Genomic DNA, 12637 nt, shown 5'->3' with positions numbered 1-12637 from the left:
ACCCCTTAATTGCGGAACGGGAACTTGAACGCACCGAGGAGTGCCTTGGCTTCCTCGTCGTTCTTTGCCGTCGTCGTGATGCTGATGTTCAGACCACGCAGTGCGTCGATCTTGTCGTACTCGATTTCGGGGAAAATGATCTGCTCTTTCACACCGATGTTGTAGTTGCCACGACCGTCAAACGAACGGCCCGACACACCACGGAAGTCACGCACGCGCGGCAGGGCCACGGTGACGAAACGATCGAGGAATTCGAACATGCGCTCGCCGCGCAGGGTCACCATCGCACCGATGGGGTAGCCCTGGCGGATCTTGAAGCCGGCGATGGCCTTCTTGGCCTTCGTCACGACCGGCTTCTGACCGGCGATCTTGGTCAGGTCGCCGACGGCGTTTTCAATGATCTTCTTGTCATTGATCGCTTCGCCAAGGCCCATGTTCAGGGTGATCTTGGTGATGCGCGGCACTTCCATGACCGACTTGTAGCCGAACTGTTCGATCAGCTTCGGCACAACCTGTTCTTTGTAAAACTCTTGCAGACGTGCTGCCATGCTCAACTCCTAAACGTGCCCAGAATCAAGCTGCCACGACGGCGCCGGTGGTCTTCAGCACGCGCACGCGCTTGCCGTCTTCCACCTTGATGCCGACGCGCGACGGCTTGCCATTGGCATCCACGAGCGCAACGTTGGAAATATGCAGCGGCATGACCTTGTCAACCACGCCACCGGTGGTGCCCAGCATCGGGTTCGGGCGCGCATGCTTCTTGGCGATGTTCACGCCCTGCACCGCAACCTTGTCACCGAGCACGGCCTGCACGGTACCGCGCTTGCCCTTGTCCTTGCCGGTCAGGACGATGACTTCATCGCCTTTGCGAATCTTGTTCATGTCGGCTCCTTACAGCACTTCCGGAGCGAGCGACACGATCTTCATGAAGCGCTCGGTACGGAGTTCACGAGTCACCGGCCCGAAAATACGGGTGCCGATCGGCTCGAGCTTGTTGTTCAGCAGGACGGCGGCATTGCCGTCGAACTTGATCAGCGAACCGTCAGCGCGGCGCACGCCCTTGGCGGTACGCACGACGACGGCGTTGTAGATGTCGCCCTTCTTCACGCGACCGCGCGGCGCTGCGTCCTTGACGGTCACCTTGATGATGTCGCCAACGCTTGCGTAGCGGCGCTTGGAGCCACCCAGCACCTTGATGCACAGCACTTCGCGCGCACCAGTGTTATCGGCCACTTCGAGCCGGCTTTCTGTCTGAATCATGGTGTTTGTCTTCCCAACTTAATCCGCCAGGTGCCATAGCGCCCGTCGGTCAGTCTTGGTCCCGTCGGTTCCGGCCTTGCGCCAGCACCGTATGGGTTGATCAACTTTGAAGTCGGTAGGAGCCTGGCAACTTGACTGATGTCGAATCGCTTGGCCCTGGCTCGCTCAACAGGCCCGCCCGGGTGGTACTGCTAAGGCGAACGCAATAAAGCGGAAGTCCAGGATTATAGCTACATAATCCTGGACTTGCAAGTCAAGCTAAGAACGTGTTGTTCTTAGATGACGCGTGCAGCCTCTACCAGCCGGGAAACCACCCAGGACTTGGTCCGCGACAGCGGACGGCCTTCCTGGATTTCGACCTTGTCGCCTTCCTTGTACTGGTTGGCTTCGTCGTGTGCGTGGTACTTCTTGGAACGCAGCACGTACTTGCCGTACAGGGGATGCTTGACGCGGTTTTCCACCAAGACCGTAACGGTCTTGTCCATCTTGTCGCTCACGACACGGCCGACCAGGGTACGGCGAAGCGACTTTTCCGTTTGTGCAGCTTCAGTCATTTCGCGTTCGCCTTTTCAGTCAGCACGGTTTGCACGCGCGCGATGTCCTTGCGAACCTTCTTCAGCTGGCTGGTGTTCTGCAGCTGTTGGGTTGCCTTTTGCATGCGCAGGCTAAATTGGGCCTTCAGCAGCTCGGAGAGCTCCTGGTTCAGGCCTGCGGCGTCCTTGCCGCGAAGTTCGGATGCTTTCATCCCTGCTCTCCTTACGTCCCGACCTGGCGCACCACGAAATTGGTGGCGATCGGCAGCTTGGCCGCTGCGAGGCGGAACGCCTCACGCGCCAGCTCTTCGCTCACGCCATCCATTTCGTACAGCATCTTGCCCGGCTGGATTTCAGCCACGTAGTACTCCGGATTGCCCTTACCGTTACCCATACGGACTTCAGCGGGCTTCTTCGAGATCGGCTTGTCCGGGAAGATCCGGATCCAGATGCGGCCGCCACGCTTGATGTGACGGGTCATCGCACGACGTGCCGACTCGATCTGGCGAGCCGTCAGACGGCCACGGCCCATGGCCTTCAGGCCGAATTCGCCGAAAGACACGGCGTTGCCACGGGTAGCCTTACCCGTGTTGCGGCCTTTCTGCTCCTTGCGGTATTTTCTGCGCTTAGGTTGCAGCATCGTTATTCTCCACTCTTCCCATCTGCGCCAGGCGCAGCGCGACGACCGGCACCGGCACCGCCACGGCGGTTGCCACTCGGACGGCCTTCGCCTTCACGGCGGCGGCCTTCCGGACGACCCGGGCGACGACGACGGTCGTCTTGCGGCTCTTCCACCACCGGCGCTTCATTGCGGCCGAGGTGATCACCCTTGTAGACCCACACCTTGACACCGATGATGCCGTAGGTGGTTTCTGCTTCGGAGAAGCCGTAGTCGATGTCGGCGCGCAGGGTGTGCAGGGGCACACGGCCTTCGCGGTACCACTCGGTACGTGCGATTTCGATACCGTTCAGACGGCCGGCGCTCATGATCTTGATGCCCTGGGCACCCAGGCGCATCGCGTTCTGCATGGCGCGCTTCATGGCGCGGCGGAACATGATGCGGCGCTCGAGCTGCTGGGTGATCGAGTCGGCGATCAGCTGAGCATCGGTTTCCGGCTTGCGGATTTCCTCGATGTTCACGTGCACGGGCACGCCCATGCGACGCTGCAGTTCGGCCTTCAGCAGTTCGATGTCCTCACCCTTCTTGCCGATCACCACGCCCGGACGCGAGCTGTAAATGGTGATGCGGGCATTGCGGGCGGGGCGCTCGATGACGACGCGGCCAACCGATGCGTTCTTCAGCTTCTTCTTCAGGAAGTCGCGAACTTCGATGTCTTCCTTCAGCATGCCGGCGAACTTCGTGTTGCTGGCGTACCAGCGCGAAGCCCAGTTACGGCTGACAGCCAGACGGAAGCCAGTCGGATGAATCTTCTGTCCCATCGTGACTCCTTAGTTGCCGAGCGTCACAGTGATGTGACAGGTTTGTTTCTCGATGCGGTTGCCGCGGCCCTTCGCCCGTGCGGTGAAGCGCTTGAGCGAGGTCGCCTTGTCGACGTAGATCGATTTGACCTTGAGTTCGTCGATGTCGGCGCCTTCGTTGTGCTCAGCGTTGGCGATGGCCGATTCGACCACCTTCTTCACAATCCCGGCAGCCTTTTTCGGGCTGAACGTCAGGACATTGAGCGCGCGCTCGATCGGCAGACCACGGATCTGGTCAGCGACCAGGCGCGTCTTCTGGGCGGAGATGCGGGCACCGCGATGAATCGCTTTCACTTCCATGATGGCACCTTACCTCTTCGCTTTCTTGTCAGCCGCGTGGCCCTTGAACGTGCGGGTGATCGCAAATTCGCCGAGCTTGTGGCCAACCATGTTTTCCGTCACGTACACCGGCACGTGTTGACGGCCGTTGTGCACGGCGATCGTCAGGCCAATGAACTCCGGCAGAATGGTCGAGCGGCGCGACCAAGTCTTGATGGGCTTCTTGTCCTTGCCGCTGACTGCAACTTCCACCTTCTTCAGCAGGTGGGCGTCGCAGAACGGACCCTTTTTAGCGGAACGAGTCATATCTTTAGCTCCTACCTACCGATTAACGCTTGTGGCGCTTCTGGACGATCATGCTGTCCGTGCGCTTGTTGCTGCGGGTGCGGTAGCCCTTGGTCGGGGTACCCCACGGCGACACCGGATCGCGGCCAGCAGCGGTCTTGCCCTCGCCACCACCGTGCGGGTGGTCGACCGGGTTCATCACAACGCCGCGGACCGTCGGGCGGATACCGCGCCAACGGGTCGCACCGGCCTTGCCGATGACGCGCAGGCTGTGCTCTTCGTTGCCAACTTCACCGACGGTGGCGCGGCACTCGATGTGCACGCGGCGCACTTCGCCGGAGCGCAGGCGAACCTGGGCGTACAGGCCTTCACGGGCCAGCAGCACGGCGGAGCCGCCTGCAGCGCGGGCGATCTGGGCGCCCTTGCCCGGCAGCATTTCCACGTTGTTGATCGTGGTACCGACCGGAATGTTGCGGATCGGCAGGTTGTTACCAGCCTTGATCGGCGCTTCCGAGCCATTCAGCAGCGATTGGCCGGCAACCATGCCCTTGGTGGCGATGATGTAGCGGCGCTCGCCGTCGGCGAACACGACCAGCGCGATGTTGGCGCTGCGGTTCGGATCGTATTCCAGGCGCTCGACCTTGGCGGGGATGCCGTCCTTGTCGTTGCGCTTGAAGTCGACCACGCGGTAGTGGTGCTTATGACCACCGCCCTTGTGGCGGGTGGTGATATGACCATTGTTGTTACGACCCGACTTCTGGAATTGCTTTTCCAGCAGCGGAGCGTGCGGGGCGCCCTTGTGAAGGTCCTTGTTGACGACCTTCACCATCGAGCGACGACCCGGGGAAGTCGGCTTGGTCTTGACGAGTGCCATGATTACTTGGCCTCCGCTTCAAAATTGATTTCCTGACCCGGCTTCAGCGACACGTAAGCTTTCTTCACGTGGTTGCGACGGCCCATGAAACGGCCGAAGCGCTTCTGCTTGCCCTTCTGGTTCAGGATCTGAACGGACTGCACCTCGACCTTGAACAGCAGTTCGACGGCGGCCTTCACTTCTGCCTTGTTGGCATCGCGGGCCACTTCGAACACGACTTGTTCATTCTTGTCGGCGACCAGGGTTGCCTTTTCGGAAACCACCGGCGCGAGCAGCACCTGCATCAAACGATGATCGTTCTTGGCTACTTGCGTCATTTCAGCAACTCCTCGATCTGCGCGACGGCTGCCTTGGTCACCAGCACCTTCTTGTAGTGCACGAGCGACAGCGGATCAGCCTGGCGCGGCTCGACAACTGCCACGTGCGGCAGGTTGCGCGAAGCCAGGTAGAGGTTTTCGTCGAGGCTGTCGGTGATGATCAGCACCGAGTCCAGGCCCATGGCCTTGAACTTGTCGGCCAAGAGCTTGGTCTTGGGCGCGTCGACGGTGAAACCGTCCACCACATTGATACGACCTTCACGTGCGAGCTGCGAGTAAATCGAGCGCATGCCGGCACGGAACATCTTCTTGTTGACCTTCTGGCTGAAGTTCTCTTCCGGCGAATTCGGGAAGATACGGCCGCCCCCGCGCCACAGCGGCGAGGAAGACATACCGGCACGAGCACGGCCCGTACCCTTCTGGCGCCACGGCTTCTTGGTCGTGTGCTTGACCTCTTCACGATCCTTCTGCTTGCGGTTACCGCTGCGCGCGTTGGCCTGGTAAGCGACGACGATCTGGTGAACGAGGGCTTCGTTGTAGTCACGGCCGAACACTTCGGGCGAAGCGGCAACGCCCGCGCCGATCTGGCCATTGTCCTGGAGGAGCTTGAGTTCCATTACATGCGCTCCTTAAGCTTTGGCTTTGGCCTTGACGGCCGGGGTAACGATGACCTTGCCGTTCTTGGAGCCAGGGATGGCGCCCTTGACCAGCAGCAGCTTGCGCTCTGCGTCGATCTTGGCGATCTCCAGGTTCTGCACGGTGCGGGTGACATCGCCCAGGTGACCGGTCATGCGCTTGCCCGGGAACACGCGGCCCGGATCCTGCGCCATACCGATCGAGCCCGGCACGTTGTGCGAGCGCGAGTTACCGTGGGTGGCACGGCCGGAGGCGAAGTGATAGCGCTTGATGGTACCGGCGTAGCCCTTACCGATGGTCACGCCCTGCACGTCGATCTTCTGACCGACTTCGAACAGGTCGACCGACAGCGAACCGCCAGCTTGCAGTTCGGCAGCCTTGGCTGCATCGATACGGAATTCGCGGATGATTTCGCCGGCTTCCACGCCGGCTTTGGCGAGGTGACCCGCCAGCGGCTTGGTGACGCGGCTTGCGCGTCGTGCGCCGAAGGTGACTTGAACCGCGGTATAACCGTCGGTCTCGTCCGTCTTGATTTGCGTCACGCGGTTGTCGCCGACCTCGACCACGGTCACGGGAATCGCTTCACCGTCGTCCGTGAAAATACGGGTCATGCCAACCTTGCGACCTACAAGGCCAAGGCTCATGGTTTGCTCCATTCCCAGCTGCGATTGGCCGGGGCTGATTGATACACGAAAACTGTGTTTGCGCTTGTGCGCGGATGGGCTGCGCTAAAGAGGACTGCGCCTGGCCAAAACGGCCAACCCACTACCCGGAGACACGGGTAGCCTTACACTATAACCCTTCCCCGAGGAAAGGGCAATAAGCAATTGTGATTTGCCGATGGGTGTTGTAGGCAGGATTCAAGCAGATGTGCACAAAAGCTGGCACGAAGGCGGCGCGGCGGGCAGCAGACGCCGCTCGCCGGCATGCGGCTCAGGCGGCGACGCGCACGAAGCCGCCACTATAGAAGACCAGCGGCTCGCCTTCTTCCGCCGAGATGGACTCCACCGCGCCGACGATCAGCAGGTGATCGCCCACGGGATCGGCACGCTCGACGCGGCACGCGAGCGTGGCGAGCGCCTCGTCAAGGTAAGGCACGCCCTGGGCGCAGCGCGTATGGCGCACGCCGGCGAACTTGTCTACAGCCGGCGTCGCGAAGCGGCGCGCCAGGTCGCCGTGCCCGGCGCGCAGGATGCTGACACCGAACGGCCGGCCTGGCTCGAACAACCCGGCGTTGGGCGAGTGCGACGCCAGGCTCCACAGGATCAGCGGCGGCGCCAGCGACAGCGACGCGAACGAGTTGACGGTGATGCCGACCGGCCGCAGCTGCGCGGTACAGGCACCGATGACCGCCACGCCGGTCGCGTAGCGGCCGCAAACCCGCCGCAACTCGCGCGGATCGAGCAGGGGCGCGGCATGATTGGTGGTGTCCATGTCAGGCAGCCTGCGGCAGGTGGTGGTCGATCAGCTGGTGGCAAGCCTGCTCGTCCATCCACCACGGGAAATAGTCCGGTGGATTGTCGAAGCCGTTGGCGATGCGCGCCGCCAGCGCGGGCGCCTGCCCTGCCGCGCCCAGCAGCGCCAGGATATGCGGCGGCGGCGGGGTCAGCAGCGAGTTGGTCCAGGCCACGACATCGCCGGCGTATTGCCAGTAGCGGGCGAAGGTCTGCTCCATCCAGTCACGGTCGAACGGCCGCTCGCCATGGGCGAGGATGGCGTCGAGGTAGACCTTGCAGCATTTGGCGGCATTGTTGGAACCCTGCCCGGTGATCGGGTCGTTGACCACCACGGCATCGGCCATGCCGAATACCAGCCGGCCCGAAGGCAGCGTCAGCACCGGCTTGCGCACCGTCGGCGCGAAGCGGCCCGACAGGATGCCGTTGTCGTCGGTCAGCGCCACCCGCTCGCAGCGCTCGGCCTCCCACGGCGCATAGGTGCGCAGGATGCGCAGGCTCTCTGCGAGGTGCTGGTCGGGCGTGCGTGCCTCGGCCCAGCGATCCATCGGGCCGCCGGGGATGCCCTCGAACACCATGATCTCGCACGGCCCCGACAGCGTCAGCGCGGGGAAGACGAAGTATTCGCCGACACCCGGGATCAGGTTGAAGCAAACCCGCGAGAACGGCTCGCGCGGTACCATGCCGGTGACATAGGTCAGCGCCAGCGCGCGTTGCGGCTTGTCGAACGGGCTGCGCTGCGCGTCGCGCTCGAAGCGGCTGACGATCTCGCCCTTGCCGGCGGCCAGCAGCACCAGGTCGTGCTCGCCGGTCAGCGCTTCCAGTTCGTCCACGCCAACATCGACGATGCGCAGGTCGCCGCCGCGCGCGGCGAAGGCTTCCATCCACGCCGGCATCTTCAGCCGCTGGTCGACCGCCTGTGCCGGCCGGTCCAGCGGCGCGGCCCAATCGATGGCTTTCGCGCCGGGTAGTTCGGGATGCGGCACGGCCAGGCCGATGCCTTCGACCGGCGGGCAGTTGTCGTCCCACCAGTTGAGGCCGAGGTCGCGCTCGGTCTGCAAGGCGCGGTCGAACATGCACTGGCTCGACATGACCTTGCCGGTGCGGACTTGCTCCGGCGTGCGATTGGACAGCAGCGTGACCTGGTAGCCGGCCGCCTGCAGCCCGAGGGCCATTTGCAGGCCGGATTGCCCGGCCCCTACGATGGCGATGCGTTGGCGCATGATGTGGTCTCCTGATTGGATGGGGATGGCGTGTGCGGCGATGGCGTCAGCCGGCCAGCTTGCCGATTGCCGGGACGTTCTGCTCCGGGCCCATCGCACTGTAGCCACCGTCGACGGCGTAATCCGCGCCGGTGACGAAGCTGGCATGGTCAGAGCACAGGAACAGCACCACCTGCGCGACCTCGTCGGGCTCGCCCACGCGGCCCAGCAGGTGGAATGGCGCGGCGACGGCATCGGTACGGGCGCGGTTGCCGCCGCTGACCTCGTCCATCAGCCGGCACCAGGTCCAGCCTGGCGACACCGAATTCACGCGGATGCGGTCGGGCGCCAGATCCATCGCCATATTGCGCGTCAGCTGCGCGATGGCCGCCTTGGATACCGGATATAGCCAGCGCCCGGTCTGCGCGACATTGGCCGAGATGCTGGTGAAATTGACGATGGCGCCACCGCCGCGCGCGCGCATCAGCGGCGCCACCGCCTGCGCCAGCATCACGCCGGACACGACGTTGACGTCGAGCGCCGCCAGCCAGTCGGCACGGCTGGAGCGGAAGCCGTCGTCGAGATAGGTGCAGGCCAGGTTGACCAGGAAGTCCACGCCGCCGAAGCGCTGCGCGACCTGGCCCACGGCATCGCGGACCTGTTCGTCCTGCGTGATATCGGCCGCGATAAAAAGCGCGTCCTTGCCCAGCTCCGCGGCAACGCGCTCACCGTTGGCGGCGTCGATATCAAAGATCGCCACGCGCGCACCAGCCTCGACGAAGGCCCGCGCCACGCCAGCGCCGATCAGAGTGGCGCCGCCGGTGACGATGGCCACCTTGTCCTGCAATCCCTTCATGGTTGTCTCCTTGTTTGCCATCCGTGTCCGTGGCCCGGGCAGGCCTCTGCGAACCCGCTCCGGATCGTTGTTGTGCTCGCTACTTGCGCTCGCTACTTACCCTCGCTCTCCTGCCAGCGCGCCATCAGCGTGTTCGACGGCAAGGTTTCATCCAGCAGCTTGCGCGCGGTCTCCACGCCCGCCACCGGCAGACCCGCCGGGTCGAGCTTGCCGATCTGCACCAGCACGCTGGCCTGGTCCCAGTAGATATGCTCGTGATAGAGCTTGTCGCCGCGGAACTTGACGATGGCGACCAGCGGGATCTCCACGCGCTTGCCGGTGGGCGGCACGCCCGGCAGCATCCAGTCGATCTCGCAGGTATGCGTAAAGCAGAACAGCAGTTCGTCGACGATCTGCGTGGTGCCGATCGTTCGCGACAGCGGAATCAGCGTGGTATCCGGTGGATTGCTGTGGACAAAGTGGTTCTGGTAGAAGCGCCGCAGCTGCGCGTAGCCGACGCCGCCGGTCATGGTCGGGATATGGTTCACGTAGGGCTGCGGCACCATCGTCGCCATGGTGGCATCCACGTCGCGCGTGGCGAATTCATATTCGCAGTGCTTGTCCCACAGCGTGGAGAAATCGTAGTGCGGCCCCATCTCGCGGCGCAGCGCGGCAATCGCGCGCTGGTGCGCCATCAGCGCGGAAGGCTTGTCGAAATGCTCGCCGCCCACGCGCGCGAAGGCATGGTCGACGCCCGGGTAGACATAGACCTCGATGTGGTCGCGCCCGGCCAGCGCTTCGCGGATCGCGGCCTGTGCCTTCGGCGGGCAGAAGCCGTCCTTCTCCGCGATATGCAGCACCAGGCGGCCGCGCACATTGGCGGCCTCGGCCAGCGCATGCTCGATGCCGACGCCATAGTAGGCCACTGCGCAAGCCACGTCCGGCAGCCGGCAAGCCGCCAGGTAGGCCAGCTTGCCGCCCAGGCAGAAGCCCAGCACGCCGGTCTGGCCGGCGCATTCCGGGCGGGCGCGCAGCGCGTCCAGGGCCGCGCCCACATCCTGCACGCCCCTGGCCTCGTCGAACTGCTGGTACAGGCCGAGCGCGCGCTGGAAGTCTTCGCCGCGATCAATCAGCTCGATGCCCGGGGCGATGCGCCAGAACAGGTCGGGCACCAGCACCGTGTAGCCCTCTTCGGCGTAGTAGTCGGCAACCTGGCGCATGGTGGCGTTGACGCCGAAAATCTCCTGGCACAGCACGATGCCCGGGCCCTTGCCTGCCGCCGGGACGGCGAGATAACCGCTGAAACTGCCTTCTGGGGTCTGGATCTGGATGGTCTGGCCCATGGCCTGCTCTCCTTGTCGTTTTCGCTTTACGGTACCTGGTGGGCGGCTGCCGTGCTGGAATCATCATGGTGGCTCCGCACCGCAGCAAACTAGCCGCTGGGCGCAGCGGCTATCCGATTAGTGCAGGAAACTGCCGACCCGGTCAACGCTGTGGCGCCGGCGGCACACGGCGGCCGGGGCCCATCCGCTATAGTGGATCGCGTGGGAAACCGTTTGCCGGGCGGACTTCGACCGCCGGCCCGGTCCCTGACCATGCGGCGCGCACGGCGCCAGGCCCAGCCTGCCCGGCAGCACCGCGGTCCACGCCAGAGGAGCGAGACAATGCAGCTGCCCCCCGCCGCCACGGCCGCCGGACCGTTGGCGCGCGCCCTGCTCGGCGACCCCGCGCGGTGCGTGTTTGCCTCGACCGACGTAGCCGAGACGCGCGCAGCCGTCGGCCGCGTGTTCAAGCCGCATCGGCTGGAAGTGCGTGGTACCCGGCTGCAGGCGCGCATGCACCATGCCCCGCTGGGCGCGGTGTCGTTCAACCGGTTGGCGTACGGCGCCGACGTCACCATCGATCCCGGTCCGCTGGGCGACTTCCTGCTGGTGCAGATGCCGCTGTCGGGCCAGGCCGATATCCGCTGTGGCGACCAGCACATCCTGTCCACGCCGGACAGCGCCTCGGTGCTGACGCCGGCCGACGCGCTCGCGATGCGCTGGAGCGCGGACAGCGACCAGCTGATCGTGCGCATCGAGCGCAGTGCGCTCGACCGGATCTGCGCCGCCCACCTGGGCCGGCGTCCCGAGCGCGCGCTGCGCTTTGCGCTCGGCATGGCGTGGCGCACCGGCGCCTGGTACGAGCTGATGCGCTACCTCGCCGCGATGCTCGAGACGGCCCCGGAATCGGCCCGGCATCCCCTCACCGCCTGCCAGCTCGAGCAACTGGTGATCGGTACGCTGCTGACCGCACAGCCGCATAGCCTGTCGGACGCGCTGCGCGAGCACGGCAAGCCGCTGGCGCCGCGCCATGTCAAGGTGGTGGAGGAGTACATTCATGCCAACGCTGATGCGGCGTTGAACCCGGCCTTGCTGGCGGAGGTGGCCGGCGTCAGTGTGCGCAGCCTGTTTGCCGGCTTTCGCGAGCATCGCGGTACTGGGCCGATGGCCTACCTGCGCACCGTGCGGCTTGAGCGGGTGCGGCACGACCTGCTGAACGATGCATCGGTGGCATCGGTCAGCGCCGCGGCATTGCGCTGGGGTTTTGCGCATCTGGGGCGCTTCAGCGCCGAATATCGGCGGGCATTCGGTGAATGTCCGGCGCAGACGCTGCGGCGGCGTGGGGCGGGTTGACGTCCGATCTGTACCGGCATACGTGCACCACGCGCTGAACGCAAGCCAACGCCCCTGGTAGAGGCTCCCCTCTCCCGCGAAGTGGGAGAGGGGAGCAAACAATCGGCGATTCAAACTTGTCAGCCAACAAAAACGGCGAACCCTGCGGTTCGCCGTTTTTGCTGCATCAGGCCACCAACGCGGCCCAAAGCATCTTTACACCTTGATCTCGACGTCCACGCCGGCCGGCAGGTCGAGCTTCATCAGCGCGTCAACCGTCTTGTCGGTCGGATCGACGATGTCCATCAGGCGCTGGTGAGTGCGGATCTCGAACTGATCGCGGCTGGTCTTGTTGACGTGCGGCGAACGCAGGATGTCGAAGCGCTGGATGCGGGTCGGCAGGGGCACCGGGCCCTTGACGATTGCGCCGGTACGCTTGGCGGTATCCACGATTTCGGCAGCCGACTGGTCGATCAGGCGATAGTCGAAAGCCTTCAGGCGGATACGGATCTTCTGGTTCTGCATGATATTTCCTTAAAAGAGCGATTGGGCAAGGTGCCCAGTTAAATGGGGACATGCCCGCAGGCATGTCCCAGGAAGTGCTTAGTCGAGGATCTTTGCCACGACGCCGGCGCCGACGGTACGGCCACCTTCGCGGATAGCGAAGCGCAGGCCTTCTTCCATGGCGATCGGGGCGATCAGCTTGACGGTGATCGACACGTTGTCACCCGGCATGACCATTTCCTTGTCCTTCGGCAGCTCGATCGAGCCGGTCACGTCGGTCGTACGGAAGTAGAACTGCGGGCGGTAGTTGTTGAAGAACGGGGTG

General features: G+C 64.1%; 20 protein-coding genes. 1 reads left to right on the top strand and 19 read right to left on the bottom strand.

Annotated elements, in window-relative coordinates; genetic code table 11:
• Positions 1-5: 5 nt before the first annotated feature.
• The 17 genes from rplE to E1J61_RS07095 all read right to left on the bottom strand — a co-directional run bounded on the left by rplE (position 6) and on the right by E1J61_RS07095 (position 10497).
• Complete coding sequence (gene rplE, locus E1J61_RS07175; RefSeq protein ID WP_010812386.1) at positions 6-548, bottom strand: 50S ribosomal protein L5; 543 nt, start codon at positions 546-548, stop codon at positions 6-8.
• 25 nt (positions 549-573) lie between these two features.
• Positions 574-882 (bottom strand): 50S ribosomal protein L24, encoded by a 309-nt coding sequence (rplX, locus tag E1J61_RS07170; RefSeq protein WP_010812387.1) that lies wholly within the window; start codon positions 880-882, stop codon positions 574-576.
• A 9-nt stretch (positions 883-891) separates the two neighbouring features.
• On the bottom strand, positions 892-1260 hold the full coding sequence (rplN, locus tag E1J61_RS07165; RefSeq protein WP_010812388.1) for a 50S ribosomal protein L14: 369 nt from the start codon (positions 1258-1260) through the stop codon (positions 892-894).
• Between the two features lie 275 nt (positions 1261-1535).
• The gene (gene rpsQ / locus E1J61_RS07160; protein WP_010812389.1) at positions 1536-1814 is read right to left on the bottom strand and encodes a 30S ribosomal protein S17; all 279 of its coding nucleotides are present in this window, start codon (positions 1812-1814) and stop codon (positions 1536-1538) included.
• A complete protein-coding gene (rpmC, locus tag E1J61_RS07155) occupies positions 1811-2005 on the bottom strand; it encodes a 50S ribosomal protein L29 (protein WP_008642937.1) in 195 nt (64 codons plus the stop codon). Before rpmC ends, rpsQ begins: the two co-directional genes overlap by 4 nt.
• An 11-nt stretch (positions 2006-2016) precedes the next feature.
• Entirely contained in the window at positions 2017-2433 is a 417-nt protein-coding gene (gene rplP / locus E1J61_RS07150) for a 50S ribosomal protein L16 (RefSeq protein ID WP_006576240.1), read from the bottom strand.
• Positions 2434-2435: 2 nt separating this feature from the next.
• Entirely contained in the window at positions 2436-3233 is a 798-nt protein-coding gene (rpsC, locus tag E1J61_RS07145; protein ID WP_133093428.1) for a 30S ribosomal protein S3, read from the bottom strand.
• 9 nt (positions 3234-3242) lie between these two features.
• A complete protein-coding gene (gene rplV, locus E1J61_RS07140) occupies positions 3243-3572 on the bottom strand; it encodes a 50S ribosomal protein L22 (RefSeq protein ID WP_003271370.1) in 330 nt (109 codons plus the stop codon).
• A gap of 9 nt (positions 3573-3581) precedes the next feature.
• Positions 3582-3857, bottom strand: coding sequence for a 30S ribosomal protein S19 (gene rpsS / locus E1J61_RS07135; RefSeq protein WP_029047585.1), 276 nt, complete (start codon positions 3855-3857; stop codon positions 3582-3584).
• A 22-nt stretch (positions 3858-3879) separates the two neighbouring features.
• The gene (gene rplB, locus E1J61_RS07130; protein WP_029047584.1) at positions 3880-4710 is read right to left on the bottom strand and encodes a 50S ribosomal protein L2; all 831 of its coding nucleotides are present in this window, start codon (positions 4708-4710) and stop codon (positions 3880-3882) included.
• A 2-nt stretch (positions 4711-4712) separates the two neighbouring features.
• Positions 4713-5027 carry a 50S ribosomal protein L23 gene (gene rplW / locus E1J61_RS07125; protein WP_006576245.1) on the bottom strand — a complete coding sequence of 105 codons (315 nt, stop codon included), beginning with the start codon at positions 5025-5027 and terminating at the stop codon, positions 4713-4715.
• Entirely contained in the window at positions 5024-5644 is a 621-nt protein-coding gene (rplD, locus tag E1J61_RS07120) for a 50S ribosomal protein L4 (protein WP_029047583.1), read from the bottom strand. Before rplD ends, rplW begins: the two co-directional genes overlap by 4 nt.
• Before the next feature lie 12 nt (positions 5645-5656).
• On the bottom strand, positions 5657-6307 hold the full coding sequence (rplC, locus tag E1J61_RS07115; RefSeq protein WP_010812397.1) for a 50S ribosomal protein L3: 651 nt from the start codon (positions 6305-6307) through the stop codon (positions 5657-5659).
• 289 nt (positions 6308-6596) lie between these two features.
• Positions 6597-7097 (bottom strand): flavin reductase family protein, encoded by a 501-nt coding sequence (locus E1J61_RS07110; protein WP_133093427.1) that lies wholly within the window; start codon positions 7095-7097, stop codon positions 6597-6599.
• A 1-nt stretch (position 7098) separates the two neighbouring features.
• Complete coding sequence (locus tag E1J61_RS07105; RefSeq protein ID WP_133093426.1) at positions 7099-8340, bottom strand: styrene monooxygenase/indole monooxygenase family protein; 1242 nt, start codon at positions 8338-8340, stop codon at positions 7099-7101.
• 46 nt (positions 8341-8386) lie between these two features.
• The gene (locus tag E1J61_RS07100) at positions 8387-9175 is read right to left on the bottom strand and encodes an SDR family oxidoreductase (protein ID WP_133093425.1); all 789 of its coding nucleotides are present in this window, start codon (positions 9173-9175) and stop codon (positions 8387-8389) included.
• Positions 9176-9267: 92 nt separating this feature from the next.
• Positions 9268-10497, bottom strand: coding sequence for a dienelactone hydrolase family protein (locus E1J61_RS07095; RefSeq protein WP_133093424.1), 1230 nt, complete (start codon positions 10495-10497; stop codon positions 9268-9270).
• Positions 10498-10818: 321 nt separating this feature from the next.
• On the opposite strand from E1J61_RS07095, the gene E1J61_RS07090 reads away from it, so the two are divergent.
• A complete protein-coding gene (locus E1J61_RS07090) occupies positions 10819-11829 on the top strand; it encodes an AraC family transcriptional regulator (RefSeq protein WP_133093423.1) in 1011 nt (336 codons plus the stop codon).
• 195 nt (positions 11830-12024) lie between these two features.
• Here the strand turns inward: E1J61_RS07090 and rpsJ are convergent, their stop codons facing one another.
• Positions 12025-12333 (bottom strand): 30S ribosomal protein S10, encoded by a 309-nt coding sequence (rpsJ, locus tag E1J61_RS07085; protein ID WP_006160488.1) that lies wholly within the window; start codon positions 12331-12333, stop codon positions 12025-12027.
• 78 nt (positions 12334-12411) lie between these two features.
• On the bottom strand, positions 12412-12637 hold a 226-nt coding region (locus E1J61_RS07080), incomplete at its 5' end, for an elongation factor Tu (RefSeq protein WP_133093422.1).

The sequence above is a fragment of the Cupriavidus sp. L7L genome (assembly GCF_004353535.1).
GTDB lineage: Bacteria > Pseudomonadota > Gammaproteobacteria > Burkholderiales > Burkholderiaceae > Cupriavidus > Cupriavidus oxalaticus_A.
This window is presented reverse-complemented; position numbering and strand designations above follow the sequence as displayed.